A 26,673-nucleotide genomic window follows, 5' to 3' on the forward strand; every position below is an offset into this window, starting at 1 on the left:
TTGGTCACGCCGAAGTGGAGCTTCCCAAGGAAGAGATAAGCTTATGCCCCTGCCACCTGTGGATCCTTCGGTAACTGTGATCGTGCGCCGCCGCACGAAGCCGGGATGTGAAGAGGCCTTCGAAATGGCGATGCAAGAGTTCATCGGCTTTGCTCTGAGTTTTCCGGGAAATTTGAGCATTCACGTGATCCGGTCGGAGCACGGGCATCCGCGGGATTACACGGTGGTGGACCGATTTGCGGATCGGGCGGCGCGGCGGGCCTTTACGGCTTCTGATGCCTACGCGCATTGGATGGCGCGATTGCGCGAGCTTACCGAAGAGGATCCACACATTCAAGAGATGGAAGGAATCTCGGGTTGGTTCTCTTTGCCCAAGGCGGCGGGTCAGATTCCACCCACCCGCTGGAAGATGGCGGTGGTGACATTTCTCGGCGTCTATCCGCTGACTTCGCTGCTGCCACGTTGGATTGGGCCCTGTCTGCCGGGATGGCATCCCCTGGCCGTCAATGGGGTGGTCACGGGGCTGATTGTCGCCCTGTTGACATGGTGGGTGATGCCCAACCTGACGCGGTTGTTTCGTCGTTGGCTTTACCCTGTGATTTCATGAATATGGAAGTTCCCGACCTGATTCTATGCAATGGGCGCGTCACCACGCTGGATCCATCGCGGCCCGAAGTTCGACATGTGGCGGTCAAGGATGGCCGAATCCTGGCCACGAGCGATGATCCGATGGAGCCCGGCCCGAATACGGAGGTGATCGACTTGCAGGGCCACCGCGTGATTCCGGGGTTGAATGACTCCCACCTGCACCTGATTCGTGGCGGATTGAACTACAACCTTGAGCTGCGTTGGGATGGGATCGCCTCGCTGGCGGAGGCGTTGCGAATGTTGAAAATCCAAGCCGCGATCACTCCGCCTGGCCAATGGGTGCGCGTTGTCGGATCTTGGAGTGAGTTCCAGTTTGTTGAGCGGCGGATGCCCACTTTGGACGAATTGAATGAAGCGGCTCCGGATACGCCAGTATTCATCCTGCATCTCTATTGTCAGGCCCTCTTGAATCGGGCAGCCCTGCGCGTTTGTGGCTACACAAAAGACACTCCCCATCCCCCGGGCGGAGAGATTCAACGGGACAAGCAAGGCAACCCAACGGGCTTACTGGTGGCGCGACCCAATGCGATGATTCTCTATGCGACGCTCGCGAAGGGTCCGAAATTGCCTCCGGAGCATCAGTTGAATTCCACTCGTCATTTCATGCGCGAGTTGAACCGTCTCGGGGTGACAAGTTGCATCGATGCGGGTGGGGGATTTCAAAATTATCCCGAGGATTATGAGATCATTCGTCAGCTTCACGATCGCGGAGAGCTCACGGTGCGCATTGCCTACAATCTTTTCACGCAACGTCCGCAGCAGGAGAAGGAGGATTTTGCAAGATGGATGAAGATGACGCGCCCTGGTGATGGGGATGCGTTTTTCCGGATGAATGGGGCAGGTGAGATGCTGGTGTTTTCTGCGGCTGACTTTGAGGATTTCCTTGAGCCTCGTCCTGATCTTGCGGCTTCGCTGGAGGATGAGTTGGAAGCGGTGGTGCTGGCGTTGGCTTCGAATGGTTGGCCATTCCGACTGCATGCGACTTACGATGAGAGTATCTCACGATTCCTCGATGTGTTCGAACGCATCGATCGTGAAGTGCCGTTGGGGGAACTGCGGTGGTTTCTGGATCACTGTGAAACGATCAGTGACCGAAATATTGATCGCGTGCGGGCTCTTGGTGGAGGGATCGCAGTGCAGCACCGGATGTCGTTTCAAGGGGAGTATTTTGTGGGCCGGTACGGGGCGGAGGCGGCAGAGAGGACTCCACCGATCCGCCGGATGCTGGAGGCGGGGGTGCCGGTGGGTGCTGGGACGGATGCGACACGGGTTGCCAGCTACAATTCTTTCCATTCACTCTACTGGTTGGTGAGTGGTCGGACCCAGGGTGGGCTGGAGTTGTATCCGGAGAGAAATCGGATGAGCCGCGAGGAAGCCCTGAGGCTCTACACTCGGGGCAGTGCCTGGTTTTCCGGTGAAGATGGGGAGAAGGGCGCATTGATCCCGGGGCATCATGCGGATCTGGTGGTGACATCTGAGGACTATCTGGCGATCCCTGAGGAACGGATTCGGGACCTGGTATCGGTGCTGACGATGGTGGCGGGGAAACCGGTTTATGCTGCGGGGGCTTTTCAGAAGTACGATGCTCCTGCGATTCCGGTTCTTCCTGAGTGGTCTCCCATTGCGACTTTTGGTGGATTCGGAGCGCCTCATTGGGACGGCCGAGGGCCCCGGATGCAGGCGATGAGCTGTCCATCGCATGGGCATGGGCCGCTCTGGGGTCACGCTGGATGCGATTGTTTTGCCTTCTGAGCTCCATGGGGGAGCTGAGCTAGAAATACCCAACCTCGAAATGGATTCATGAGCACGTTCACGACACGCGATGGTACGCTTATCTACTACAAAGACTGGGGTCCAAAGGACGGCCCAGTCGTCACTTTCAGCCACGGATGGCCGCTGACGGCCGATGCCTGGGAAGCCCAGATGTTTCACCTCGCGTCCCATGGTTTTCGCTGCATTGCCCACGACCGACGTGGTCATGGAAGATCCAGCCAACCGTGGGATGGAAATCACATGGACCAGTATGCGGACGACCTTGCCGAGCTATTTGAGATGCTCGATTTGAAGGACGTGATGATGGTGGGGCATTCGACAGGGGGAGGCGAAGTGGCCCGATTCATTGGGCGGCACGGAACCCACCGTGTTGCGAAGGCCGTTCTGATGGGTGCGGTGCCTCCGATCATGTTGAAGACGGAGGCCAATCCGGGAGGATTGCCGATGGAGGTTTTTGATGGGTTTCGGGCGGCCTATTTGGCGGATCGCTCGCAGTTCTTTCTGGAGGTTGCAAGTGGGCCATTTTTCAATTTCAACCGACCTGGGGCTTCCATTTCAGAAGGATTGATTCGTTCTTGGTGGGCTCAGGGGATGATGTCGGGGCATAAGAATGCGTATGATTGCATCAAGGCCTTTTCGGAGACGGACTTCACCGAGGATTTGAAGCGTTTTGATGTGCCGACGTTGATCGTCCACGGGGAGGACGATCAGATTGTTCCGATTGCGACCTCGGCGATGCTTTCGTCCTCATTGGTGGAGGGGTCGGTGCTGAAAATTTACCCAGGCGGTTCCCACAGTCTGGGGGACACGAGCAAGGAGCAGCTCAATGCGGATTTGCTCGAATTTGCGAGGTCCTGAGCAGGGGGTGGAGGGTATGCCGGTTCTGCAGGCTCAGCCCGCGGAGTCGGCATTTCTCCGGTCTGAGCATGCGAGATAGTCTGCAAGCAGGCAACGGAGCAAAGGCTCCCATTTCACAGAACGATCATGAACTCCGTTATTCAAGGCATCCATCATGTCACCGCCATCGGTGGCGATCCGCAGCGAAGCATCGACTTCTATGTTGGCCTGCTTGGTCTTCGGCAGGTGAAAAAGACGGTGAACTTTGATGACCCGTCCGCTTACCATTTCTACTATGGAGATGCGAATGGCTCCCCTGGAAGCATTGTAACCTTCTTCTACTGGCCGGGAGGAGATGCCGATGGGCGGGTGGGTTCGGGGCAGGCCACGGCGTTGGTGTTTTCGGCGGCGCCGGCGTCATTGTCTTTTTGGCACCGTCGTCTGGAATCTCACGGAGTCGAGGTTGAGCGGCAGGAACGGTTTGGTGAGGAAGTGTTGTCATTCCGGGATCCCGATGGGATTCCGGTGGAGATCGTGGCGGTCGAGTTCGACGCGCGGAGTGGTTGGGACGGAGCGGGAGTTCCGCAAGAGGTGGCTTTGCGGGGACTGCACGCGGCGGAACTCACCGTGGTGGAGGCATCGTTGACAGCGGCTTTATTAACGGAAGGCATGGGCTTCCGGATGGTAAGGCGAGAGGGGAATCGCACCCGCTATGAGGTGGGTGATGGAGGATCAGGCCGGTATGCCGATGTGATCGAAGGGGCAGGGGAGCGAGGGCTCGGCGGCGTGGGAACCATTCATCACATGGCGTGGAGCGTGCCGGATGTGGATGCGGAGCGAGCCAAGCAGGCGGAATTTCGATCGGCAGGTCTGGGGGTGTCGGCGGTGATGGACCGGGACTATTTCCGCTCGATCTACTACCGGGAGCCGGGAGGGATTCTGTTTGAGTTGGCGACGGCGGGGCCCGGCTTTGCCGTGGATGAGGATTTTGAATCTCTGGGAACACAATTGCGTTTGCCGCGCCAGCATGAGGCCCTGCGGGCGGAAATTGAGCGCTTGTTGCCAGTGGTGGAACCTGCACCAGTGCTGTCCTGATGAAGATGACGACTCTTCGATGGGGTACCCTGCCCAAGGAGGCCCAAGGTGGATTGATCCTGCTCCACGGTCGCGGGGCAACGGCGGATGATATGGTGGGATTGGCGCAGGCCCTACCGGCCAAGAATCTTGCGTTGGTGGCTCCTCAGGCCGCGGGATTCAGTTGGTATCCGCAGCGCTTTTTTGCCCCGCTGACGGAAAATGAGCCGTGGCTCAGCGAGGCTTTGGAGAAAGTGGATCAGGAGGTGGCCGCGCTGCGCGACGCAGGGATTCCAAGCGAACGCATCGGTTTGATGGGCTTTTCCCAGGGCGGGTGCCTCGCGCTGGAGTGGGCGCATCGGCGTTCGTGCAGTTTGGGTTTTGTGGCGGGTTTGAGCAGTGCGTTGATCGGCCCGCCCGGGGTTGCGCGTGGGACTTCGGACTTGCGAGGCGTGCCTGTGTTGTTGGCTTGTGCTGAGGAGGATCCTCACATCCCGGTCGCACAGGTGCTGGAGAGCACGGAGGTTCTGAAGTCGGCGCAAGCGAAGCTGACAAGTTGGGTGTTTCCTGGAGGAGACCACGCGGTGTTTGCCGAGGAGATTGCTTGGGTTTCCGAGCAGATCCGGGGTTGGCGCTGAGCGGGAGACGGTTCATGGTTCTGCCGCAGCCCATGAAAATCGCGATTGGTTCGGATCACGCCGGTTACCGCTACAAAGAGGAGATTCTTGCCTATTTGCGTACGCAAGGCTTCGAGGTGACGAACTACGGCACGGATTCTCCGGAATCGGTGTCGTATGTGCCGTTCATTCGCCAGGTGGCGGAAGCGGTGGCTGCGGGGGAGGTGGACCGGGGGATTGTTCTCGGTGGATCGGGAAATGGCGAAGCAATCACGGCCAACCGCACGGCGGGGATCCGCTGTGGTCTCGCGTGGAACGAGGAATCGGCCCGGTTGACGCGGCAGCACAATGATGCCAATGTGCTATCTCTGGGTGAGCGGATGATGGACCTTGAGACGGCGCTGAAGTTGGTGGCGATCTTTCTGGAAACTCCCTTTGAAGGAGGGAGGCACTTGGAGCGCATTCGCCAGATCGACGCATGACAGCGGTTGAATTGGAGGCCTATCTCCACGAACAGATTCCTCTTTCTCGGTCGATGGGGGTGCGGGTGGAGCTGACTCACCGTGGATTGGAATTGGTGGCACCTCTTGAGCCCAATCACAATCATCTGGGCACAGCATTTGGGGGCAGCTTAGCGGTGGTCGCGACGCTGGCGGGCTATGCGTGGCTATGGCGTGAGCTGGATGATGCGGAGGCGCATCTGGTGATTCGGAAGAGTCAGGTGGATTATCGGCTGCCGGTGGGTGGAGAACTGCGAGCTCGTTGTCATGCGCCCGACAGGATGGTTTTGGAGAGATTTGAGGCGCAGTTTCGGCGGGCAGGCAAAGCCCGGATCGAGTTGCAAGTGACGATGGAGGACGCGGGGAAAGTTGCCGTGGATTTTCGAGGGGATTTCGTCGCGATCCGTTGAGAGTAAGGTTGAAATGGCCGGTGGTCGGGTGATTTCCTTGAAGTCGCGATGCAGGAATTGTTTCGGGAGCGGGACAAGGAAGGGCCGAGTCTGTTTTTATCTGCAGTTTCTCGAAGGGGAAGGGGTGGGGATGAGCATTCGTCATTAGCATCTTACGATGCTCAGATATCGCGGAGATGATGATTCAAAGGTCTTTGATAACTAAGGCGCCGATCGACGAGGAAGTCGAGGGGGGGTGCGGCTTTTTTTTGGGACCCATTTTGGCCATTTTGGCCATTGCGGCGAGTGTGGGTCGTGTAACCATGAGCTCTTGGTGGACTTGGGCTTGAAGCCTAGGAATGCCCTGGCATTTCTCGGTTTATGTACTATTTCGTGAGTGCCATCTGGGTGGTGGTGACGGTGGTGAGTTATCTCCAAGGAAACCGGAAGGTGCCGATGGCAATCGGTGTTTTGGGATGCCTTGCGCAGGTGGGAATATGGGCGTTTGGGATCGGCTATTGGGGAGTGGCAGTGTTGGCTTTGTGTGCGGTGATTGGGATGTTCACCGCGCCTGATATCTTTTTCCGGAATTCGTGAAGAATGGCGGTGGGGGAGGGACGAAAAAAGCCGGCCACCTCAATGGGTGACCGGCTGGATGCGTTGGAATCTTCAGGAAGCTCGAAGCGGGATCAGGCGTAGGCGATCTGCAATCCGTAGGCGACGTCGTTCCATTCGAGTTCCTGGCGGAACTGGCGAACTTTGGTATCTTCGTCGATCACGACGAGTTCGATGCCTGCGATTTGGGCAAAGTCCTCTAGCATCTCGGTGGTGACGGCCTGGCTGTAGCCCGTGTGGTGGGCGCCGCCGGCATAGATCCAGCAAGCGCAGCCGTCTTCGAAGTTCGGCTGGGGTTTCCAAAGGGCTTGGGCGACTGGCAGTTTTGGCATTGGTTCGCCAGTGGTGCCGACGACCTCATTGACGAGCATGCGGAAGCGATTGCCCATGTCGATGATGGAGGCGTTGAGGCCGGGAGCTGCCGGGGTGTTGAAGACGAGGCGGGCCGGATCGGCCTTGCCACCGATGCCCAGGGGATGAACCTGGAGGGAGGCTTTGCCATCGGCGATGGTCGGGCAAATCTCCAGCATGTGGGAACCAAGGACCTTCGGATCTGCGGGATCCATGTGATAGGTGTAGTCCTCCATGAAGGACGTACCGCCTTCGAGGCCGACGGCCATGACTTTCATGGCGCGAACGAGAGCGGCGGTTTTCCAATCGCCTTCTCCGGCGAAGCCATAGCCTTTGGCCATGAGTCGTTGGGGGGCAAGTCCGGGCAATTGAACGAGGCCGTGGAGGTCTTCGAAGGTGGTGGTGAATCCTTTGAATCCACCTTCTTCGAGGAAGCGGGTCATGCCGAGTTCGATGCGAGCGGCCTCGCGGATGGAGTCATGGCGTTCGCCACCTTTTTGCAGGTCCGCGGACATTTCGTAAGTGGCCTCGTATTCTTCGACGAGGGCATCGATTTCCGCATCGGTGGCGGCATTGACTTTGGCCACCAGGTCACCAACGCCATAGCCATTGACGGAGAAGCCGAATTTGATCTGGGCGGTGACTTTGTCGCCTTCGGTGACGGCGACTTCCCGCATGTTGTCGCCAAAGCGGCAGAACTTGGCTCCTTGCCAATCGTGCCAGGCGGCAGCGGCGCGGGTCCAGGCTCCGAGTTTTTCCTGAACGGAATCGGCCTGCCAGAATCCGACGACGACCTTCCGCTTGCGACGGATGCGCGACATGATGAATCCGTGCTCGCGGTCGCCGTGGGCGGCCTGATTGAGGTTCATGAAGTCCATGTCGATCGACGACCACGGGATGTCGCGATTGTATTGAGTGTGGAGATGGCAGATCGGCTTGTTGAGCAGGCCGAGCCCCCGGATCCACATTTTGGACGGCGAGAAGGTGTGGCACCACGTGATGATGCCGATGCAGTTCGCGGCGTTGTTGGCGTCCCGGCAAAGCTCGGTGATTTCGTCCGGAGTCTTCATCACTGGCTTGAAGACGACCTTGACGGGGATCCGTGAGCTGGCATCGAGGCCCGCAGCGATTTCCTCGGAGTGGGCGGCGACTTGCTGAAGGGTTTCGGGACCGTAAAGATGCTGGCTGCCGGTGACAAACCAGACTTCGAGTTCATTCATTTCCATGGGTGCAACTGGGTTGAGGGATACGTCGGTTGGATTGATCTAGGAAACGTTTCCCTTGCGGGACGTGCAAGCAGGATTCGGTATTTTTCCTGGCATCGCGCGGAGAAACTTCGTCAACACGGACAATTTTCGGAAGTGGCCTTGAGGGAGGGGCTTGGAGTGGGTTGTCTGACATCTTTTTGGGATTCAGGAAGAAATTCTGCGAACGCGGCGTAAGGTGCCGGACCCATGAGAACCCAAGATTGGCTAAAGATGATGATGGTGGGAGCGGTGGCGCTCCGGACTGTGGTGGCGTCAGAAACCCCGACGATTTCTTATGAGAATCCGGTGTGGGATGGCTATTTGGCGGACCCGTATGTGTTCAAGTCGGGTGACGCTTGGTATGCGATCGGGACTGGCAATGCCGCGGAGGGGAAACAATTCCCGATGCTACGCTCTACGAATTTTACGGATTGGGAGCCGGTGGGTTCGGTTTTGGATAAGATCGAGGGAATCGAAGAATATTGGGCACCAGAGATCGCGGAGAAGGATGGGAAGTTTTATCTGTATTGGGCCGGCAATCGGAAGATGAGGGTGGCGGTGTCGGATCATCCCACGGGGCCTTTCCGAGATACGGGAAAGTGGATGTTTCCGGATTTGGAGTTTTCGATCGATGGGCATGCCTTCAAGGACCCGCAGAGTGTCCAGTGGTATTTCTTTTTTGCCAAAGACTTCTTTGACCTGCGCCCAGGCACGGCCTTGGCGGTGGTGAAATTGGGAGATGATATGATGACTCCGGAAGGAGAGACGACGACGGTGATGCGAGCGTTTGCCGACTGGCAGATCTATGAGCGGGATCGGGATTTGTATGGGAAGAAGTGGAAGGCCTGGCACACGGTGGAGGGACCGGCGGTGGTGTTCCGTGAGGGGCAGTACTATTTGTTCTACTCCGGTGGAAATTGGCAGACGCCGGGATATGGGGTGGGCTGCGCAACGTCGGCGACGGTGACGGGGCCCTATGTGGATGCGGTGAGCAAGGACGAGGCCGCGGTGATCCATACGATCCCAGGAGAATTGATCGGACCGGGTCATAATTCGGTGGTGCTGGGACCCGATGACACGACGTACTTCAATGTCTACCACTCGTGGAACGGGGAGCAAACCCGCCGGCAGATGTGTTTGGATCCTCTGCAGTGGACCTCCCAGGGAGCGAAGACCGTGAACCCGGGAAGGGGCAAGAAAACCGTGACACTGCCTTTGGCCGAGTAGGGTGAGCTACGACAGCAGCAGGACGCCGCCGATGATGCCGAGGACGCAGAGTGCTTTGGCGAGGAGGTGTTTTTCCCGGAAAATGATGATCCCGAGGAGGAAGGAGACGATCACCGAGCTTCTCCTCACCGGGGAAATCAGGGAAATCAAGGCGTCCGGCTGGCTGATGGCGAGGAAGTAAAGCAGATCGGCCACGAGCAGAGTGAGGCCGATGACGGGAATGGCTGGGTGCCAGACGAAGGGCTTGCGTTGGGGGGAACGCCACCAAGGCCCTAGGGTGGGAAGTAAGAGGACGGCGAGATCGACGGTGAACCAAGCCTGAACGGTGGTGGCAGGGAGCTGGACCGATTGAAGGAGAAACTTGTCGTAGAGCGCTGAGAGGGCGCCGAGGAGTGTGGCTCCGATCATGAAAAAGACGCCTTTGTCCCGGTGGAAGTGGATGCCCTCGCGGCGGCCGACGAAGGTGAAGGCGAAGAAGGCGCAAAGGATCACGGTGAGCCCGATCCATTGCCGAGCGCTGGGCATTTCGCGAAAGAGGAGCACCGCGAGGCCGATGGTCCAAAGAGGTCCAGTGGCACGAATCGGCGTGGCAATGGAGAGGGGAAGGGCTTTCAGGCCATGGTAGCCGCAAAGCCATGAGCTGCCGACGATGAGTGCTTTGCCCCATAGGAATGCATGCTCTCGGGCGGAGAGATGGACGACATCGAGTGCCGGATGGGGAAGGGTGCTCGGAGAGATGACTCCCCAAACCATCAATGGCAGCCAGACAAGGGCGGAGGCGGCGACGCTGCCAAACAGCACGGGGGTGACGTCATTGACCCGCAAGGCGGCCTTCTTGAAGAAGTCGTAGAGCCCGAGGAAAACCGCGGAAGTGACGGTGAGCAACAGCCAGGACACCCGGCGGAGGTAGCGGTCCGTGGGCCGATGGAAAGGCTTTTGTGGTGAAGAAGACCGCCCGCACCGGAAGGTGCGGGCGGTAGGAGATCAGGCAAGCGTGGCGCGGAAGGTGCGGATGTCGAACGCGCGAACGGTGAGGGCCCCCGGTTCTTCTCCAGACGGGAGCGGGCGTTCGAGCAGATCGGACTCCTTGAAGGAGAGGTCGAGTTCGGCTTGGATGGCGGCGTGGGCCGAGCGACCGGCGCTTTCGACCCAGCGCATGACGACTCCTTTTCCATCCTCGGCAAGCTTGAGGGCTTCCAGAGTGAGGCCGGGGGTATCGGTGCGGAGCCAGGATTTCTCGTTGCCGCAGGTGAAACGGCCGCGGCGGAGACGCAGGGGTGCGTTGAGGGCGAGGGCTTCTTCGATCACTCCGCCCTCGAGCACGGGGCCGGAGTGGGGGAAAATCGAGAAGGTGCGACGGTGGATGCCGAGATCGGCGACAGGATCGGGGGCGCTGCCAGCTTTGAGCAGTGTGAGGCGAACGCAGCTTCCTAGGATGTCACAACCGAAGATGCCGTTGTTGAGAACGGCAACTCCGCGGCCAGGTTCGGAGAGGTCGAGCCAGCGATGGATCGGGATTTCAAACTTGGCGGCATCCCACGAGGTGTTGCGGTGAGTTGCGCGGCGGACATTGCCGTATTGGATTTCGCAGGTGGAGTGGTCACTGCGCACGGCGAGAGGAAGGGCGACTTTGAGAACGCGGTCGCGTTCCCGCCAGTCGATCTCGGTATCGAAGTCGAGCCGGGCGCTGCCGGCGCGCAGGATGATGCGCTGGGATACCTTCGAGGACCCGAAATCGCGGTGGATGGCGAGAACGGCACGCAGCGGACCGGCTTCAAGGCATTCGCCGGAGCCATTGCCACCGACGATTTCGTAGTCGTCCATGGCGGAGGCTTCGATGTCCCAGGCGCTCCAACGGTTGGGATAGTCGCGAAGAAGATGGAATTCGTTGGCGGGAGCGGCGAGGGTTTCAAGCCCAGTGCGGAGGTCGACGAGCGAAGTGACGATTCCGGTTGAGGTGACGCTGACGCGGACGATGCCATTGTCGAGCTGCCAGCCTTCGGCCGTTTCGGTGACGACGACTGCGGCGACTCCCTCGGGCAAAGTGGTGGGCAGGGACTCGAAGGAACGGAAACCGCAGGAGTCCGCGGAAACCCAGAGGGGGTCACCATCGAATTCCACGACTTCGGCACGGTCGTGGGCAAGGGTGTTGATGGCGGTGAGGGTGGTCGCATCCGGTTCCATGAGGACGTCGAGGGCGCCCTCGCTGATGGCTTTGGCGATGGTTTCAATGACTTCGTAGTCGCGACGGCTTTCCTCGTAGACGCGATGGATGGAGGAGCCTGGCAAGATGTCGTGGAACTGGTTGAGAAGAACCAATTTCCAGGCTCGATCGAGCGCGGAGGCGGTGAGGGAGGATTCTTTTTGGGGCCCATGGCCGGGAACGTCCCAGGGGGTGCGCTCGGGCCAAGGATCGGTGGGGATCAGTTCGTGACCGGGGCGGTGGAGGGCGGCCAGGGTTTGCAGGAACTCGGCTTCGCGCAGCGATTGTTCGCAGCGGCGGTTCATGAGTTTGTTGTGCGCCTGGCTGGTATAGGTGCCGCGGTGGAGTTCGAGGTAGAGTTCTCCGCACCAGACCGGGGGTTCTTCGATGTCGGCTTCGGCGGCGGTGAAAAAGCTGTCGACTGTGCCGAACTCGACCTGAGGAAGGCCCTCGAAGTCGGCAAAGCGTTGGATGCGGCCGATCATTTCCTCGGTGGGTCCCCCCCCTCCGTCTCCGAAGCCGTAGGGCATCAGCGAGCGGTGGGCGCGGTCTTTCTGAGCAAATTGCCGTTCGGCTTTGGAAAGTTCGTGGGCCTCAACGCGGGCGTTGTAGGTATCGACCGGGGGGAAGTGGCTGAAAATGCGGGTGCCGTCGATGCCTTCCCAGAGGAAGGTGTGATGGGGGAAGCGATTGGTGTCGTTCCAGGAGATTTTCTGGGTGAGGAACCGATCGACTCCGGCTTTTTGGAGGATTTGCGGGAGGGCGGCCGAGTAGCCAAAGACGTCGGGCAGCCAGAGTTCGTGGCTGTTGCAGCTGAACTCTCGGTCGAAGAACTCTTTGCCGTGAAGGAGTTGGCGGACGAGCGATTCACCGGAGGGGACGTTGCAGTCGGGCTCGACCCACATGGCTCCCATGGGCTCCCATTGACCTCGTTTCACGGCCTTTTGGATGCCTTCGAAGATGCTGGGATAGTGGTGCTTCATCCATAGGTACTGGACCGGTTGGGAGCAGCTGAATCGGAATTCCGGGTGTTGCTCCATGTAGGCCAGCATGGTGGCGAAGGTGCGAGCGCACTTGCGGATGGTTTCGCGCAGGGGCCAGCACCATGCGGTATCGATGTGGGCGTGGCCGGTGGCGGTGATGGTATGAGTGGTCGAGCCGTTGGTGGCGGCAAGGAGGGGCGCGAGGTCGGCTTTGGCGGAGGGGAGCCAATCGCGGTGGCCGCGTTCCATGCGACGGCACGCTTGGTCGAGTCCTCGCAGCAGGCGGGCGTGGCGAGTGGTGGTGTCGGGAATCTCTGCGAGTGCCTCGCGACAGACGCGGAAATCGAGGAGGAACTCGAAAAGCTCGGCGTCGAAGACGGCGAGACGAGCGCGGGTGATGCGATAGAGGGGGCGATCGGGGGGCTCGGCACCATCATGCCAGTGCCATTCCTCTTTGGGGTTGGCGGCGGCTTCGACGTAGAAGTCGACGGATTGGCCATCGGTGGAGATGGAGCGAAGGGGGATGCTGATACGGCGCCGGCTGAGTGCGATGACGGGTTTGCCATCGACCCAGACGAGTCCTTCACGGCCAAAGCCTTCTTCTTCGGCGAATCCGAGGTCGATGAGGGCGACGATGTCTTTTCCCTGCCAATCGGCAGGAAGGGTGCCGGTGAAGTGGAACCAAGTGGTTCCCCAACGGCGACCCCAGGAGTCACCCTCGGCTGCGGGTTGATAGGATTGGCCGGAGGCATCATCCCAGCTGACGGGTTCACCGGGGGCTTCCCAAGCGGTGATGTCGAGGGGCGCAGTGGCCGGATGGAGAAGGGGCAGGAGGAAGCGCTCTTCCGCGAGCTGGATCCGGGTTTCGATCTTGAGGCGGGTTTCCATGGAAAAATGAAATGGGCTGGCGTGGTGGGTTTGCCATACGCCAGCCCGCTGGAGTTCTTGCGTGGGAGGGAGGGGAGGTTCGATCAGTTGACCGAGAAAACCTCCGACTCCATGCCGTGGGCTTCGCCGACGGCTGGGCAGGTGAGTTTGCCCATCCAGGTGTTGACGCCACCCGCGAGGGCGGGGGTGCGGAGAACGGCCTTTTCGAGGCCGTAGTTGGCGAACTCGAGGACGTACTTCGAAGTGATGTTCGTAAGGGCCTGAGTGGCGGTGCGAGCATAGGCTGCGGGCATATTGGCCACGCAGTAGTGGAGCACGTCTTCCTCAACAAAGGTGGGGTTCTCGTGGGTCGTGGGGCGGGTGGTCTCGCAGCAGCCGCCTTGGTCGACGGCGATGTCGACCACCACGGAGCCGGGTTGCATTTCCCGCAGCATTTTGCGGGTGATCAACTTCGGCGCTTTGGCACCAGGAACCAGCACGGCGCCGATCAGGAGGTCGACGCGGGGCAGCATCTCCATGAGGTTCGCTTCGTTGGAGTAGAGGGTGTTGGCGGATCCCATCGTGACGTCGAGGAAACGCATGCGCTCGAGATCGACTTCGAGAATGGTGACGTCCGCACCCATGCCCATGGCAACGCGGGCGGCGTTGACGCCGGCGGATCCGCCTCCGATGACGCAGACGCGTCCGGGGAGGACACCGGGAACGCCTCCGAGGAGGGTGCCGCGACCGCCATTTTGGGTGCCGAGGTGGAAGGCGCCGACGATGGACGACATGCGGCCGGCGATTTCACTCATCGGTTCCAACAGCGGCAGGCGCTTGTTGATCTCGATGGTCTCGTAGGCGATGCAGGTTGCTCCGGAGGCCATGAGGCCGTGGGTGAGCTCGGCATCGGCGGCGAGGTGGAGGTAGGTGAAAAGGGTGTGTTGGGGGCCAAGCATGGCCACTTCGGGAGCTTGCGGCTCCTTGACTTTGACGATGAGGTCGGCGGCTTCAAAGACCGCTTCGGGGCTATCGACGAGGGTCGCTCCGGCCTTTTCGTAGAGGGCATCCAGATATCCAGCTCCGGCTCCGGCACCTTTTTCCACGACGACCTTATGGCCATGGCGGACGAGCTCGGCGGCGGTGGAGGGGATCAGGGCAACGCGTTTTTCCTGAGGCTTAATTTCCCGTGGTACGCCCACGGTTGAAGGCGATGAAGGTTCGTTCATGGTGTGGTTCTCGAGTCAGGAGCAGCAAGGCCGCTCCGAGTCGAGCCGAGGGCGGGAGCAGGCCACCTGCCATCCTCGCACCGATTTGGTGGGAATCCATGAGTGAAATGAGTTTCATGGAGGAAATGCATGAGCCGCGTTGCTGCAAGCCGGACTACGCACTTTTTCGAACCCTCTTGCGGAGTTCAGAGATGCGGCCTACCCGTTAGGGTTTTCCAACCCTGAGAATCATGAAAATGAAAAAACTGACCCTGATGTTGGCCACTGCTCTGTTTGCTGTGGGTGCCGTGGCTTGTGATCGCAAAGAAACCGTGCTCGATGTGGATACTCCGGGCGGCGGTATGAAGGTCGAAAAAGACAAGGATACCGGCGCGATTGACGTCGAGATGGACGATAAGGAATAAGCTTTGTTAGGAAGAAGGGAGGGCAGCATGGGTTCTCCCGATTCCTGAATGGGTTCGTCCATTCCCATCCCGGCCCCCATCCGCATTTCAGGCATGACGCCGAGCGGACCCGGGGGGCGGGAGTTTTATTTTCCGGGAATCCGGGAGGGTGCCGAAAAGTGGTAAGTCCCTGAGCCGATTTGGAAGAGGGCGTCGCCATTTTCTTGGCGAGAGGAAAGGACGCCTTCAGCCATGGCGGCGGGTTTTTGACTTTCCTTCACCTCGTCGACGCTCGCGCCTGGAATGAAAACGGTGGCGGTTGCATTGGCGGGGATCGTCAGGTCGAGCTGGAAAGTGCCATCGTCGATTTTCCAAGCGGTGGTGACGGGGCCGCGGATGGTGTCGACACGACCGTTGGCGAAGGTGAGATCGCCTGCAGGTTGTGGGCGGATGAGGATGTTTTTGAAGCCGGGTGCTGCGAGATCGTTGCTGATTCCCGCGACGGACCGATAGAACCAGGAGAGGACATCGCCGAACATGATGTGATTGCGGGATTCGGTTCCGTCCCACTTTTCCCATAGGGTTGTCGCCCCTTGATCGCGCCACCATTGGTAGCCTGGTCGATCGGGGTAAGTCGCGATGCGGTAGACGAGGTCGGCGCGGCCACCGTTGGAGAGCACGGGCATGAGGTATTTGGCTCCGAGGATGCCGGTATCGATATGCCCGCGTTTTTCCACTTCAGCGACGAGGTTGGCAAAGACACGGGGTTGTTGATCGGGCTCGACGAGGCCCTGATAGAGGGCGCAGCTGAGGGACGTTTGCCCTCCATTGCCGTAAATGCCGGTGTCGGGTTGATAGAACTTCTGGTTGAAGGCTTGGCGGATGTCGTGGGCGAGTTGGGTGTAGTGCTGTTGGTCGTCGGACTTCCCGAGAAGGGCCGCGGTGCGGGCGACGACCTGGGCATCGCGGTAAAAGTAGGCGGAGGAAGTGATGTCGGTGGGTGTCTGGGTTTCGGCCGGCATCCAGTCGTTGAGACCAAAGTCGAGAATGTGGTCTTTGGCGCGGCCGGCGAGGTAGTCGACGTAACGCTTCATCGACTCGTAGTGAGTGGTTAGCAGCTGAGAGTCGTCGTAGAACTCCAGCATGTGGAGTGGCAGCAGCAGGATGGCGGAGTCCCAGGCGGGGCCATTGACTTGATAGCCCCAGCCGGCGCTGGGAACGATGCCGGGAAGTTCGCCAGTGGGTCGTTGTTCGTCGGCGAGGTCGTTGAGCCACTTCGTGTAGATCGGAGCGCTCATGAAGGTGAACATGCCAAGCTCCGACATGAGGTGGGCATCACCGGTCCAGCCGTTCTTTTCGCGGTGAGGGCAATCGGTCGGGATGCCGTAGAGGTTGCTGAGGTAGGACCAGCGGCCAGCGTCGTTGATCCAGCGAAAGAGTTCGTTGGACGATTCAAAGTGTCCGACGGCTTCGACGTCGGAGTGCATGAAGCGGCCTTCGAAGTTGTCGAGAGTGGGGGTGCCAGGGAAGCCAGTGACCTCGACGTATTGGAAGCCGTGGTAGCAGAAGCGAGAGTGCCAGGTTTCTTCGCCTTTGCCGTTGAGGATGTAGGTATCGGTTTGGAAAGCCTGATCGGCTCCCAGCCGTTTGACGTGTTGTTCACTATCGCGGGCATCCAGGGTGCCGTCGGGGAAAAGGCGCTCGGCGTGTCGCATGGCGACGGAGGTGCCGGCAGGTCCTTTGACCTTGAGTTGGACGTGGCCAGCGAAGTTCTGCCCCATATCGACAATGAAAACCCCGGGCTTGGGCTCGGTGATTTTTACGGGTCGAATTTTCTCAGTTTCCCGAATGGGCGGCATCATCTGGGCGACGAGTTTGCCTTTCGGCGCCGAGACGATTTTCACGGGCTGCCAATCGGCATCGTCGTAACCGGGTTGGTCCCAGCCATGTTTCTCGAGGCGGGCATCATAGGTTTCTCCGCCGTAGATGCTGTTGAAGAGGATGGGGCCGGTTGAGGTTTTCCAGCTTTCATCGGTGGTGATGATCGTGGGCAGGCCTTCGGGGTGGTCGATGACCAAGCGAGCGGTCCATTTGGGTGCTTCACGCCACGGGGCCTCGTGGAAGTTCCAAACCGCACGGGTCTGGACGTTGAACCAGCCATTTCCGAGGGTGACGCCGAGGGCGTTGGCTCCCGGGTGGAGTTGCGAAGTGACGTCGTGAGTGACGTAGAGATCACGGCGGTCATACCGGGTGTAGCCTGGATCGAGAAACGCATCGCCGACTTTGCCGCCGTTGAGGCGAATATCTTGGTAACCGAGTCCGCAAATGTAGAGCCGAGCGCGACGGATGGGCCGGTCGAGCGAGAATTCTTTGCGGAACATGGGAGCAGGCCGATCCTCCGTGTCGGTGGTGCGAGCGATCCATGAACTCTTCCAATCGTCGGGCGACAGCAGCCCCATTTCGAAAGTAGAGGTTTCGCTGAAAGACGAAGGATCCCCGGTTCCATCCCAGACTCGAACTTTCCAAAAGACCTGCTGCCCGGAGGTGAGCGGTTTGCCCTGATAGGGGACATGAGTGGTGCGGTCGGAGGGCACTTTTCCGCTGTCCCACAGGTCTCCGTTTCCGGCGTCGAGGTCGTTCTGACTGCTGGCGGCGAGGATTTGGTAGGCGGTCTGGCGCTGGGCGCGGGCATTGGAGGTGACCCACCAGGTGAGACGTGGGTGGAGGGTGTCGATCCCGATGGGCCGATCCAGATACTCGCAGCGTAAGTGTTCGGCAGTGAGGGTCGACGCGCTGACGGGGATCGACGAGAGACCTCCTACGAGGAGGCAGAGAGAAAGGAAAAACTTCATCGGGCGCGGAGATTTCGTCGCCTCCGGCTGGTATCTTTCATGGAAGGTGGCCGGCTGACGCTATTCCTTCGGATCTTTGGCCAACTCGATGAGGACCTTTTGAAGGAATTCCGGAGCGGTGGCAAAAGTGAGACCTGGGATCTCATAACATCGATGACGCCCGTCGGAGTCGAACTCGGAGGTTGTGATCCTAAGCAAGGCTGGCGTGTTCTGGGTTCTCTCGGAGCTGATTTCCGTGAGGGGAGCTGGATCCGGTTCACCGGAGGGGTGAAAGGCATCCCAATCGATTTCGATCACCGCGGAGGTTACCAGATCGCGCCGAATCCCATAGGAGAAGGGCACCCATCCCGCCGAAAAGGCGAAGCGACTGCCCGTGAATTGGATCCAGCCGGGTATCTCCAGTTGGGATCGGACCGTCGGCGCCACGGGCTCCGCGCCGAGGGGCGACACCAGCCCGACGAGGCTGCCGAGAAGGATCAATGTGAGCGGTTTCATGGGTCGAAAGTTCGAAGGATTTTGAGGTCAATCTTCCGTTCGCTGGAACATCTTTTGAGCCATTTCAATTCCCATCAATTGCATTTCCTTCATCTGTTCCCGGTAGGTGCGGAAGGTTTTCATTTGGGGATCGTCGAGGACTTCGGAGGCCTGTTGGAGAACGGCTGCATTTTGGGTATCCCAATCTTTTTCGAAACGTTCGCGCGCATCGGCGGCCTCGAGGGCGGCGAAGCCTTCGGTGCCGTTCCAATCGACGCTCTGATGTTGGGTTCGGGCTTCATACATGGCTTCGACGAGGGCATCCTCCTGTTCTGGACGAAGAGGGGATTGCGTTCCAGCCATGGACTGGCGGAGGGTGTCGAGTTGCTGGTGCTCCGCGAGGCGCTTTTCGTAGTGCTGATAGGATGCGAAATCTTGATCGTCATTGAGGAAGCTTTGGATGGCCTCTTCGTTGTCCTTTTGGGATTGCTCGATCTCTTCCATGAGAGCTTGGCGTTCTTCCTCGTTGGCTCCCATAAGTTTCATGCCGATCTGCTGTTGTTCGGCGGCAGATTGGGCCTTGAGATTGAGGAAATAGTCGGCTTCGTCGGCGTTGAGTCCGAAGTCTTTGATCAGATCGGCATACCATTGGGCTGCCATGGCTTTGACGCCTTGAGCCATCATTGAGCGGCCGATCTCGTTTTCGCTCATTTTGCGGAGCGTTTTTCCCATGTCGCTGCGGGCGAGGTCGACGGGAGGGCGATCGTCGTCGGGGGTCTTGGGATCCCGAAGGGCTGATTTGGGAGGCGCTTCTTCGTCCGATGGGGTTCCCGGAGGGAGGGACGAGGAATGGGAGGAAGCGACGGGGCTAGAGACCTGACTGTGCTCAGCGAGGTGTTTTTTCAGACCCTCCATTCGCGCCTCTTCGATGGCGACGACCAAAATGGTCACGCCGACCAGAACCCACACATTGACCTTCATGGCGAAGGCATAACAAAGCCGGGTGGCGATGTTAATGACGCATCTTCGTAGGTGGAGGGAGGGTTGACGCGTAAAAACCCCGACAGGTGGTTCGGGCTACCGGGCTTGCATGGGGGGGGGCTCGGGTGCGAGGGAGTCCGCGCGTTCGCACGAGCGCTAGCATCATGGCACTTTCGTCTGCGTCCCCCGTTTCCGAACGCTCGTTGCTTCCGCTCCTCGCTGCGGTGCAGTTCACCCACATCATGGATTTCATGGTGGTGATGCCACTGGGTCCGCAATTGATGCGAGAATTGGACATTTCCGCCGCGGCCTTCGGTCATATCATTTCGGCGTTTGCGCTGACTTCTGGGGTGGTGGGTCTGGCGATGGCGCCGTTTGCCGATCGGTTTGATCGGCGCAAGCTACTGTTGGTGTGTTATGCGGGCTTTGTGTTGGGCAGTCTGGCCTGTGGGATGTCGAAAACGGCGGAGATGCTGATGGTGGCGCGGGCCTTGTGCGGCGCCTTCGGGGGGGTGAGCAGCGCGACTCTATTGACGATTGTGGCCGATGTGGTGCCTCCAGAGCGGCGGGCCCGGGGCATGGGGATCATCATGACGGCCTTTTCCGCTGCGGCGGCATTGGGCGTCCCATTGGGCTTGAAATTGGCGCAGTGGTGGAAATGGGAAGCGCCGTTTTTGGTGATCGCGGTGCTGGCTGCGGGTGTCTGGGTGCTGTTGGCGAAGGTGCTGCCACCGGTTCGAGCTCATTTGGATCGATCAGGCGCGAATCCTGGCCGGGACTTTCTGGTGCTGTTGAAGGACGGCAATGCCTGGACGGGGATTGGACTGATGATGGCCTGTGTGATGGGGCACTTCATGATCATCCCCTACCTTTCTCCTTATTTGGTGGGGAATGTGGGGGTTTCAGAGGATCATCTGTTCCTGGTCTACTTGGTGGGCGGCGTGGTGACGATTTTTACCGGTCCTTTCGTCGGGAAGATGGCCGACCGTCACGGGAGATTTCGGATCTTCTGCGTGTTGGTGGTGTTTGCCTGTGGGATTGTGTTTCACATCGCGAACTCCGGCCCGCTGCCGCTGTGGCATGTGTTGGTGAATGCGGCTTTCTTCTTCGTGTTTGCGAGTGGGCGTTTCGTGCCAGCGCAGGCGACGATTTCGCTGGCGGTTCCTTCCGAGCGGCGGGGGGCATACATGAGTTTGGTTTCTTGTTCGAGGGATTTGGCCTCTGGAACGACCGCGGCGATCGGCGCGATGGTGGTAAGCAAGGGTGCGGGGGGAGCGTTGAACCATTTCGACCGACTCGGCTGGATGGCGATTGCGATCAGCCTTTGCAGCCTGTGGGTATTCCGCCAGGTCCGGATGGCCGAGTGAGGTGGGTGCGAAAAAGCCCGGGCGTTGAGGCCCGGGCTTCAGGGAGTGGGTCGTGGAGAAACGCCGTGCTTCAGGCGCGCCGCCGCCGAAGCCCTAGCAAGCTGGCAGCGCTGCACAGCAGGGCAGTGGTCGGCTCTGGAACCACCGCGAGACCCGATAGCGATCCGGTTGGGTTGCCGATCATCGTGGCGGATCCGGTGGTCAGGTCGAGAGTGTAGAGGGTGGTAACGAGGCCGTTGGAAAAGGCCGCGTAGGCTGTGCCATCGGGTGCAATGTCGAACCCTCCAAGGTCCATCGCATCGATGCCCAATGAACCGATGGTCGTGAGTGTGCCAGCGCTGTTGGCCTGGGCGACGAGGATATCGAGAGCCGTATCGATGGCGTAGAGTTGCGTGGATGAAGGGGCGGGTGAGAAGCTGTTGGTGTAGGCGTGGTGAACCACGTTGGGGTTGGCTCCAAAATTCACATCTCCAGAGTCATAGAAGACGGAGGTGACAATGGTCGCCGTGCCGAGATCGGGATGGCCCACCGTATTCGAGTCGTCATCTCCCACGATGCGGATGCGATCGATCACGGGATTGAAATCGAATCCATAAGAAGTGGCCGAAAGGGCGCTTCCAAAGCCCGAGCCGACTTGGCTGGCAACACCCGATGAGAGGTTCAGGGTGTAAAGAGATCCGCTGGATCCAAGGCCGAACAGCTGTCCGGTCGCTGGACGGAAGTCGATGCCAAGCAGGCTCTCACCACTGCCGAGGCCTGAGATGGTCACAGGGGCTCCCGAAGCGATCCCCGGACTGCTCGAATCGAACATGGAGAGGGCCTGGGATCCTGCGCCGAGTTCGACAAGGCCGACGAGGCTTGCCCCGTGGGCGGTCGAGGACGTGAGAATGAGGAGGCCAGTGGCCCCGAGCAGTTTGATTTTCATACGTTGGGATAGGCAATTTGGACGTCAGAGAAGGGATCCGGCGGGATGCGCGAATCGCGCTTCTCTGACAAACAACGTGCCTCGTAGAAACTCGGATGCTCACCGAGTGAGTTTTCGGGGAAAAAAGCTCCGAAGCGGGAGATTACTCCTTTTCGACGGCCAAGCCGTTGCCAACGTAGGCGCGGTATTTGGCGATATCACCCGGGTTGTTCCCAGCACGGGGGACGAGCTTGAACCCGGCGACGGTTTCTTCCTGACCGAGGTCGATGACGATGCGGTGGGGGTAGCCGGGTTGAGCATTTTTCCACTCGGTATGCCAAAAGTCCGAAATTTGGCCGTTGATGGCATTTGTGGCGGAGCCGTCTTCGCCGACCATTTCCTCGCTGCTGGCATAGGCAATCTTCCAAGTGGCGTGGGAGATCGAGTGGCCTTGGCGGTCGAGCAGGTCGAGTTCTGCGATGGCGGCGAAAGGTTTGCCGTCGTGGGAGCTGAGGGCTTCGAGGCAGAATTGAGAACCCTTGGCCGGGATTTTGAACTCGATGGTTTTGGCGTCCTTGGTGGAGTCGAAGGAGCCTTCGATGATCGGGCGAACGCCGTCGAGTTTCAATTCGGCTTTGGCAGAGAGTCCGCGTGCGAAGTCGAGTTCCGGGCGCAGCTCATTGAGGATGGGGGTTTCGAGTCCAGCTGAGCTGGCTTTTTCAGGTCCGACGAGATCGAGGATGATGATTTCGTTGTCACCTTCTTGGAGCCATGGGCCAGGGACGTATGCGGTTTGCGTGGGGCCGATGTTCCAGTAGCGGGCGAGGCAGTGGCCGTTGATCCAGATGACGCCCTTGCCCCAGCTGCGGAGGTCGAGGTAAGTATCGGCTGCCTTTTCCAGGGAGAAGGTGCTGCGCCAGAATTTGGGCCCCTCAGGAGCTCCCGTGGCCGGTTGCCATTTCAGGGACGCAAGCATCGAGTCATCGAGTGGCAGCGAATAGGCTCCCCACGGACCCTTGAGGGATTCTCCGCCGAGGCGGACATCGCCGGAGATGCCTTTCCGGTCATGAATCTCCTTGCCGAAATTCACATGGCCCATGGTGTGGACGAGGATATCGAGCACGGCTTCCTGATCACGAGGTGGCAAAACCACTTTGAACCGCCGGGAGCGGCGATCCATGATGCCGACGTTCTTGCCATCGAGTCGAACCCAGGCGAAGTCATGAACCTGATCGAGCTCCAATGAGGCGGAGGGTCCGGCGGGCACCTTGGTGCGGTAGAGCATGGCACCGTGACCTTGATCGTAGGCTTCCATGAACTTGGGGGTGTCGCTCATGACAGGTTTCGGCAGGTTGTCGTAGATCGGAGCCACTTCACTGAAGGTGAACTCGGGGACCGAAATCACCGGCATGGCGGCAGGAGGGTCGGGGAGTGTTTCTCCGGGCAGCAGGTAGCGCTTCATCAATGCGCGGGTCTTGTCGAACTTGTCGCCAATCCAACCGGCTTCGCTGATGGGTGCGTCGTAGTCGTAGCTTGAGGTGTCCGGCTTGAATGGGCGATCGGCGCCGGCCCACATTCCAAAGGAGGTGCCACCGTGGGCCATGTAGATGCTGAACGAGGCCCCTTCCTTGAGCATGTAGTCGAGGTCGGCAAGATTCTGATCGAGGTTGCCGAGGTGGTGGGGGGCACCCCAGGTGTCGAACCAGCCCGGGTAGAATTCGCCACAGACGAGAGGGCCGTCTTTTTGAATTTTTCGAAGTTCTTCGAAGCTACCGGCGGGGTCGCTGCCGAAGTTGACGACGGAGAAAAGGTCATCGCGGTATCCATCGCGGAGGTTCCACCGCGGGTTGCAATTGAAGAGAGGGATGTCGAAGCCAGAGTCGATCATCACTTGGCGAAGCTCGCCCATGTACTCCGCATCTTTGCCGTAGAATCCGTACTCGTTTTCCACTTGGGCCATGAGGATGGGGCCGCCGTGAGTGACTTGCATGGGGCCGAGGACGCGGCCGACTTCGGCGAGCCAGCGCTGGGTTGCGGCGAGGAAATCGGGATCGCGGGAGCGCAGGGCAATGTCCTCTTTTTTGAGCAGCCACCAAGGTAGGCCGCCGCCATCCCACTCGGCGCAGGCATACGGACCGGGACGAAGCACCACCCACAGTCCTTCTTCCTGCGCGAGCTTGCAGAATTCCACCGCGTCGGCCTGGCCGGACCAGTTGTAGGTGCCCTCTTCGAATTCATGAAGATTCCAGAAAAGGTAGGCACAGACGGTATTGAGTCCCATCGCCTTACAAAGTTGAAGACGGTGGCGCCAGTATTCCTTGGGCACACGAGCGAAGTGAATTTCTCCGCAACGCATTTGGAACCGCTCGCCATCGAGCAGGAAGTCCTTTTTGCCGATCTCAAAGGTGTGATCGGCTGCCGGCGCGGGAACGGCAGAAAGCAGTGCCGTGGCAAGAGTCAGGTTTTTGAAGAGCTTCAACATGGAAGAAACGAGTCGTTTGTGAATGCAGCGCGCCCATTACATGCTTAAAGAAGGGTTTCTTGCAAGCGGGTGTGGTGAGAGTGCCCCCCAGATAGGAGGGGGCTTCAGGCCTTTGGTAGCAGCCCTTTGGCTTGGGCGTAGTCGCGTGGGACGATGAGTTGAGTTCCACCCGGGACGACGTGGGCCTCGAAGGGCGTGGTGCCGATGGGCTCACCGTCAATTTCCAGGTTCAGCGGGGGGTGGGCTTCCACGCGGATGCGCTCAGCCTTGAAGTAGCGAAGCTCAGTTGCGCCATCGTAGCGGCGGGTGAGCAGCCGGAAAACGACCCGGAGAATGCCGGCGAGGCTATTGGGGGAGACGATGGCGAGGTCCAGTTTGCCATCGTGAGGGCTGAGGTTGGACCCGAGAGCGACTCCGGAGCCGTGAATTTCACCGACGTTGATGGCGATGACGGTATGGGCCCGGAAGCGAAAGGTCTGGTCATCGACGGTGAGCTGGATCCGCGAGCGAGTGAGGGAGAAGAGGCTTTTCAGGCCAGAGATGACGTAGGCGAAAAAGCCGAGACGATTTTTGAGTTCCCGGTCGGCGGCCTTGATCAGGTCCGCATCCCATCCGGAGCCAGCCATGAGGGCGAAGTAGCGGTCATGGTCGATGAGATGGCCAACGTCCATTGAAACAGCGACGCCGTCGTGGAGGGCGAGCTGGAGCGCGTCTTCTCGGTCTATGGGGATGGCGAGTGCCCTGGCTAGCAGATTGGCGGTGCCTGAGGGGAGTTGGGCGAGGGGAACGTCGCGAGGGTTTTCGATGAGCCCTGACATGGCCTCCATGATGGTGCCGTCACCGCCGGAGACGAGAACCCGATCGCACTCGGTTTCGCGAGCCCAGCGACGGGCGTCGCCTTCTCCTTGGGTCTCTCGAATTTCGTATTCGAATCCCCCGTCGTCGAGCGCTTGGACCAGGGCAGGGCGAACCTTTTCCGCCGGATCCTGGCCGGCGGTGGGATTGAAGATGACGAGGATGCGAGGGAGGGTCGACATGACGATCGCATCATCGATACTCCATCGAAGGACCTTGTCCAATCGCCCGAGGGGAAATCATTTGGCGGCCGTCGAGGCGGTGAGGGTCGGATGGTGGAGAAGGAACGAGCGGCGGCCGTCGGCGAAGGCTTTCAGTTCGGCCAAGCTCTGGTCGAAGGCTTCCGTGGAGTCGAGCTTCCGCGGGTCTTTCGCGACTTCCTCTCGGATCAGGTCCTGGTGGCGACGAGCGATCGGTTCGAGGTTCTTCCAATCGAGCCATTTCGAGGCGATTTCGCGGACCAGTTGCCCATAGCGTTCGCGCCATTCGGGAACGGCCAGAAGGCGGGAAATAAGGGGGCGATCCGGGTTCTCCGCAGCGACCCATGGATCGAGATTGAAAGGGGTCTCCTGAGAGGTGCTTTCGCGTGGCCCCCCCGGTCCGTGGTCGGCGCGGAAGGCTTCATTCATGTCGTGCGGCACGATGTGGAAGATGCCCTTTTCGTCCTGATAGAGGCTGTAGTCACTGGCGCGGGTCCAGTATCCGTCGGAATTCATCAGCACGTTTTCGACGGCCAGGAAGGCCAGGGCCCCGTCGACGTCGAGAACCTTGGGTAGCTCGGTCTTCAAGGATTCGAGCGGGGTTTGATCAAGGGTGCGGGTGAGCTTGACCAGAGCCTGCCAAGCTTCGGGCTCGTCCTTGGTTTTGATTTCGTAGATGCCTTCGTAAGCGGATTTGTCTTCCCCGAGGAAGCGCAGAGATCCCTGGCCATTGGGGCTTCCTGGGACGTGCCAACGCCTGCCCTTGGAGGATGAGAAGAAGTCCTGGGTAAAGTCTTTATTGAACTGCTGTTGATTGATGTAGATGCCGCGATTTTCTCCCTGAATGGCCACGCGAAGGTAGTTGACCTTGGGCGCTGGCAGGTAATGGCGGGCGATGAAGGAATAGAGGGGTGCACTGAGATAGCCCGGGTCTCCCGCCGCGTTGAGCAGGTTCAAAGTACGGTAACCGTCGAGCCGGAGGGAATCGTCGAAGGCGGAAATGGACAGGTTGAGTGAGCGTTTTTCACCGTCGCGAGTTCGCATGAACGAAGAGGCACCACGGAACCGGGCACCCACGCGGCCGATCACTTGTCCGTCGCGGGTGAGGAGTGCCGGGGTCTCGACGTCGGTGGGCTTGAAGGCCACCATTTCCGATTCCCAGGTCGGGCTTTCAAACTCCAGGAATAAAGTACTAAGGAGATCGGAGTCATAGAGGTCGGAACCTAGCAGGTATTGGGTGTCGCTGGGAGACAAAGATTCACCAGTGCCAGGCGCGGGGCGCTCCTGAGAATCTTCTGGGCCCCCAGGTCCCCCTCGGCCTTGCGGAGGTGGGCCAGGGCGAGCGCCTGGTCCCCATCCCCGGCGACGATCTCCTCCTTGTTCCTTGAGGTAGGCGAGAGCGGATTGGACTTCGTCGCCTTCGAGAATGCCATTGGCGTCGGCATCGAAGCGCTTTTGGATTTCCTGGTGCGGCTCCATCATCGGCCCAGGGCCACCCATGGGGGGTGGGCCATCAGGGCGTTGGGCGGAGGTGGGGAGGCTGGCGAGAAAAGGCCAGGCAAACCATAGGGGACGGAGCTTCATGGAGCGGGGAACCCCGTCAGTCTGCAACGGT

22 protein-coding genes are annotated in these 26,673 nt (G+C 59.6%); 11 read left to right on the top strand and 11 right to left on the bottom strand.

Translation table 11 applies throughout. From position 1 onward, the window contains the following. Window positions 1–82 precede the first annotated feature (82 nt). The 8 genes from HNR46_RS09220 to HNR46_RS09255 all read left to right on the top strand — a co-directional run bounded on the left by HNR46_RS09220 (window position 83) and on the right by HNR46_RS09255 (window position 6,435). Window positions 83–607, top strand: a complete 525-nt coding sequence (locus HNR46_RS09220; RefSeq protein ID WP_184018039.1) for an antibiotic biosynthesis monooxygenase — start codon at window positions 83–85, stop codon at window positions 605–607. Window positions 608–609: 2 nt separating this feature from the next. Beyond that, complete coding sequence (locus tag HNR46_RS09225; protein WP_184018332.1) at window positions 610–2,400, top strand: amidohydrolase family protein; 1,791 nt, start codon at window positions 610–612, stop codon at window positions 2,398–2,400. 48 nt (window positions 2,401–2,448) lie between these two features. Beyond that, complete coding sequence (locus HNR46_RS09230; RefSeq protein ID WP_184018041.1) at window positions 2,449–3,279, top strand: alpha/beta fold hydrolase; 831 nt, start codon at window positions 2,449–2,451, stop codon at window positions 3,277–3,279. A gap of 126 nt (window positions 3,280–3,405) precedes the next feature. Further along, window positions 3,406–4,353 carry a VOC family protein gene (locus HNR46_RS09235; RefSeq protein ID WP_184018043.1) on the top strand — a complete coding sequence of 316 codons (948 nt, stop codon included), beginning with the start codon at window positions 3,406–3,408 and terminating at the stop codon, window positions 4,351–4,353. Continuing rightward, complete coding sequence (locus tag HNR46_RS09240; protein ID WP_184018045.1) at window positions 4,353–4,970, top strand: alpha/beta hydrolase; 618 nt, start codon at window positions 4,353–4,355, stop codon at window positions 4,968–4,970. Before HNR46_RS09235 ends, HNR46_RS09240 begins: the two co-directional genes overlap by 1 nt. Before the next feature lie 32 nt (window positions 4,971–5,002). Then, complete coding sequence (rpiB, locus tag HNR46_RS09245) at window positions 5,003–5,431, top strand: ribose 5-phosphate isomerase B (protein WP_184018047.1); 429 nt, start codon at window positions 5,003–5,005, stop codon at window positions 5,429–5,431. Further along, window positions 5,428–5,859: a YiiD C-terminal domain-containing protein gene (locus HNR46_RS09250; protein ID WP_184018049.1), complete on the top strand. Its 432-nt coding sequence runs from the start codon at window positions 5,428–5,430 to the stop codon at window positions 5,857–5,859. Before rpiB ends, HNR46_RS09250 begins: the two co-directional genes overlap by 4 nt. A gap of 372 nt (window positions 5,860–6,231) precedes the next feature. Next, entirely contained in the window at window positions 6,232–6,435 is a 204-nt protein-coding gene (locus HNR46_RS09255) for a hypothetical protein (RefSeq protein WP_184018051.1), read from the top strand. A gap of 92 nt (window positions 6,436–6,527) precedes the next feature. Here the strand turns inward: HNR46_RS09255 and araA are convergent, their stop codons facing one another. Beyond that, complete coding sequence (gene araA / locus HNR46_RS09260) at window positions 6,528–8,030, bottom strand: L-arabinose isomerase (RefSeq protein ID WP_184018053.1); 1,503 nt, start codon at window positions 8,028–8,030, stop codon at window positions 6,528–6,530. Between the two features lie 228 nt (window positions 8,031–8,258). Here araA and HNR46_RS09265 point away from each other — a divergent pair, with 228 nt between their 5' ends. Further along, complete coding sequence (locus HNR46_RS09265) at window positions 8,259–9,278, top strand: glycoside hydrolase family 43 protein (RefSeq protein WP_184018055.1); 1,020 nt, start codon at window positions 8,259–8,261, stop codon at window positions 9,276–9,278. Window positions 9,279–9,284: 6 nt separating this feature from the next. Here HNR46_RS09265 and HNR46_RS09270 read toward each other — a convergent pair whose 3' ends face one another. The 3 genes from HNR46_RS09270 to ald form a co-directional block, all read right to left on the bottom strand. Further along, window positions 9,285–10,175, bottom strand: coding sequence for an EamA family transporter (locus tag HNR46_RS09270; protein WP_184018057.1), 891 nt, complete (start codon window positions 10,173–10,175; stop codon window positions 9,285–9,287). An 87-nt stretch (window positions 10,176–10,262) separates the two neighbouring features. Next, a complete protein-coding gene (locus HNR46_RS09275) occupies window positions 10,263–13,352 on the bottom strand; it encodes an alpha-mannosidase (RefSeq protein WP_184018059.1) in 3,090 nt (1,029 codons plus the stop codon). 83 nt (window positions 13,353–13,435) lie between these two features. Beyond that, window positions 13,436–14,560 (bottom strand): alanine dehydrogenase, encoded by a 1,125-nt coding sequence (gene ald / locus HNR46_RS09280; protein ID WP_184018061.1) that lies wholly within the window; start codon window positions 14,558–14,560, stop codon window positions 13,436–13,438. A gap of 230 nt (window positions 14,561–14,790) precedes the next feature. Here ald and HNR46_RS09285 point away from each other — a divergent pair, with 230 nt between their 5' ends. Further along, window positions 14,791–14,964: a hypothetical protein gene (locus HNR46_RS09285; protein WP_184018342.1), complete on the top strand. Its 174-nt coding sequence runs from the start codon at window positions 14,791–14,793 to the stop codon at window positions 14,962–14,964. Window positions 14,965–15,089: 125 nt separating this feature from the next. On the opposite strand, the gene HNR46_RS09290 is transcribed toward HNR46_RS09285, so the two are convergent. Genes HNR46_RS09290 through HNR46_RS09300 form a run of 3 tightly spaced genes read right to left on the bottom strand, consistent with a single transcriptional unit; the run spans window position 15,090 to window position 19,250 of the window. Beyond that, window positions 15,090–17,795, bottom strand: coding sequence for a glycoside hydrolase family 78 protein (locus HNR46_RS09290; RefSeq protein ID WP_184018063.1), 2,706 nt, complete (start codon window positions 17,793–17,795; stop codon window positions 15,090–15,092). A 60-nt stretch (window positions 17,796–17,855) separates the two neighbouring features. Beyond that, a complete protein-coding gene (locus HNR46_RS09295) occupies window positions 17,856–18,290 on the bottom strand; it encodes a hypothetical protein (RefSeq protein ID WP_184018065.1) in 435 nt (144 codons plus the stop codon). 27 nt (window positions 18,291–18,317) lie between these two features. Further along, complete coding sequence (locus tag HNR46_RS09300) at window positions 18,318–19,250, bottom strand: hypothetical protein (RefSeq protein WP_184018067.1); 933 nt, start codon at window positions 19,248–19,250, stop codon at window positions 18,318–18,320. A 164-nt stretch (window positions 19,251–19,414) separates the two neighbouring features. Between HNR46_RS09300 and HNR46_RS09305 the strand changes: the two genes are divergently transcribed. After that, entirely contained in the window at window positions 19,415–20,617 is a 1,203-nt protein-coding gene (locus tag HNR46_RS09305; RefSeq protein WP_184018069.1) for an MFS transporter, read from the top strand. 70 nt (window positions 20,618–20,687) lie between these two features. Here the strand turns inward: HNR46_RS09305 and HNR46_RS09310 are convergent, their stop codons facing one another. From HNR46_RS09310 to HNR46_RS09325, 4 genes are all read right to left on the bottom strand, one after another. Continuing rightward, window positions 20,688–21,542, bottom strand: a complete 855-nt coding sequence (locus HNR46_RS09310; RefSeq protein ID WP_184018071.1) for a DUF4394 domain-containing protein — start codon at window positions 21,540–21,542, stop codon at window positions 20,688–20,690. Between the two features lie 142 nt (window positions 21,543–21,684). Then, complete coding sequence (locus HNR46_RS09315) at window positions 21,685–24,003, bottom strand: beta-galactosidase (RefSeq protein WP_184018073.1); 2,319 nt, start codon at window positions 24,001–24,003, stop codon at window positions 21,685–21,687. Between the two features lie 104 nt (window positions 24,004–24,107). Next, the gene (locus HNR46_RS09320; RefSeq protein WP_184018075.1) at window positions 24,108–25,040 is read right to left on the bottom strand and encodes a diacylglycerol/lipid kinase family protein; all 933 of its coding nucleotides are present in this window, start codon (window positions 25,038–25,040) and stop codon (window positions 24,108–24,110) included. Between the two features lie 57 nt (window positions 25,041–25,097). Further along, a complete protein-coding gene (locus tag HNR46_RS09325; protein WP_184018077.1) occupies window positions 25,098–26,642 on the bottom strand; it encodes a CotH kinase family protein in 1,545 nt (514 codons plus the stop codon). Window positions 26,643–26,673 lie beyond the last annotated feature (31 nt).

Origin of the sequence: Haloferula luteola, from assembly GCF_014201715.1 — a bacterium.
GTDB lineage: Bacteria > Verrucomicrobiota > Verrucomicrobiia > Verrucomicrobiales > Akkermansiaceae > Haloferula > Haloferula luteola.

Bases quoted from the DNA above. Each gene is read 5' to 3' on its own strand.
- HNR46_RS09225 (WP_184018332.1), top strand. From the start codon at position 610: ATGGAAGTTCCCGACCTGATTCTATGCAATGGGCGCGTCACCACGCTG.
- HNR46_RS09230 (WP_184018041.1), top strand. From the start codon at position 2,449: ATGAGCACGTTCACGACACGCGATGGTACGCTTATCTACTACAAAGAC.
- HNR46_RS09235 (WP_184018043.1), top strand. From the start codon at position 3,406: ATGAACTCCGTTATTCAAGGCATCCATCATGTCACCGCCATCGGTGGC.
- HNR46_RS09240 (WP_184018045.1), top strand. From the start codon at position 4,353: ATGAAGATGACGACTCTTCGATGGGGTACCCTGCCCAAGGAGGCCCAA.
- rpiB (WP_184018047.1), top strand. From the start codon at position 5,003: ATGAAAATCGCGATTGGTTCGGATCACGCCGGTTACCGCTACAAAGAG.
- HNR46_RS09250 (WP_184018049.1), top strand. From the start codon at position 5,428: ATGACAGCGGTTGAATTGGAGGCCTATCTCCACGAACAGATTCCTCTT.
- araA (WP_184018053.1), bottom strand. From the start codon at position 8,030: ATGGAAATGAATGAACTCGAAGTCTGGTTTGTCACCGGCAGCCAGCAT.
- HNR46_RS09265 (WP_184018055.1), top strand. From the start codon at position 8,259: ATGAGAACCCAAGATTGGCTAAAGATGATGATGGTGGGAGCGGTGGCG.
- HNR46_RS09275 (WP_184018059.1), bottom strand. From the start codon at position 13,352: ATGGAAACCCGCCTCAAGATCGAAACCCGGATCCAGCTCGCGGAAGAG.
- ald (WP_184018061.1), bottom strand. From the start codon at position 14,560: ATGAACGAACCTTCATCGCCTTCAACCGTGGGCGTACCACGGGAAATT.
- HNR46_RS09285 (WP_184018342.1), top strand. From the start codon at position 14,791: ATGAAAATGAAAAAACTGACCCTGATGTTGGCCACTGCTCTGTTTGCT.
- HNR46_RS09290 (WP_184018063.1), bottom strand. From the start codon at position 17,795: ATGAAGTTTTTCCTTTCTCTCTGCCTCCTCGTAGGAGGTCTCTCGTCG.
- HNR46_RS09295 (WP_184018065.1), bottom strand. From the start codon at position 18,290: ATGAAACCGCTCACATTGATCCTTCTCGGCAGCCTCGTCGGGCTGGTG.
- HNR46_RS09300 (WP_184018067.1), bottom strand. From the start codon at position 19,250: ATGAAGGTCAATGTGTGGGTTCTGGTCGGCGTGACCATTTTGGTCGTC.
- HNR46_RS09305 (WP_184018069.1), top strand. From the start codon at position 19,415: ATGGCACTTTCGTCTGCGTCCCCCGTTTCCGAACGCTCGTTGCTTCCG.
- HNR46_RS09310 (WP_184018071.1), bottom strand. From the start codon at position 21,542: ATGAAAATCAAACTGCTCGGGGCCACTGGCCTCCTCATTCTCACGTCC.
- HNR46_RS09315 (WP_184018073.1), bottom strand. From the start codon at position 24,003: ATGTTGAAGCTCTTCAAAAACCTGACTCTTGCCACGGCACTGCTTTCT.
- HNR46_RS09320 (WP_184018075.1), bottom strand. From the start codon at position 25,040: ATGTCGACCCTCCCTCGCATCCTCGTCATCTTCAATCCCACCGCCGGC.
- HNR46_RS09325 (WP_184018077.1), bottom strand. From the start codon at position 26,642: ATGAAGCTCCGTCCCCTATGGTTTGCCTGGCCTTTTCTCGCCAGCCTC.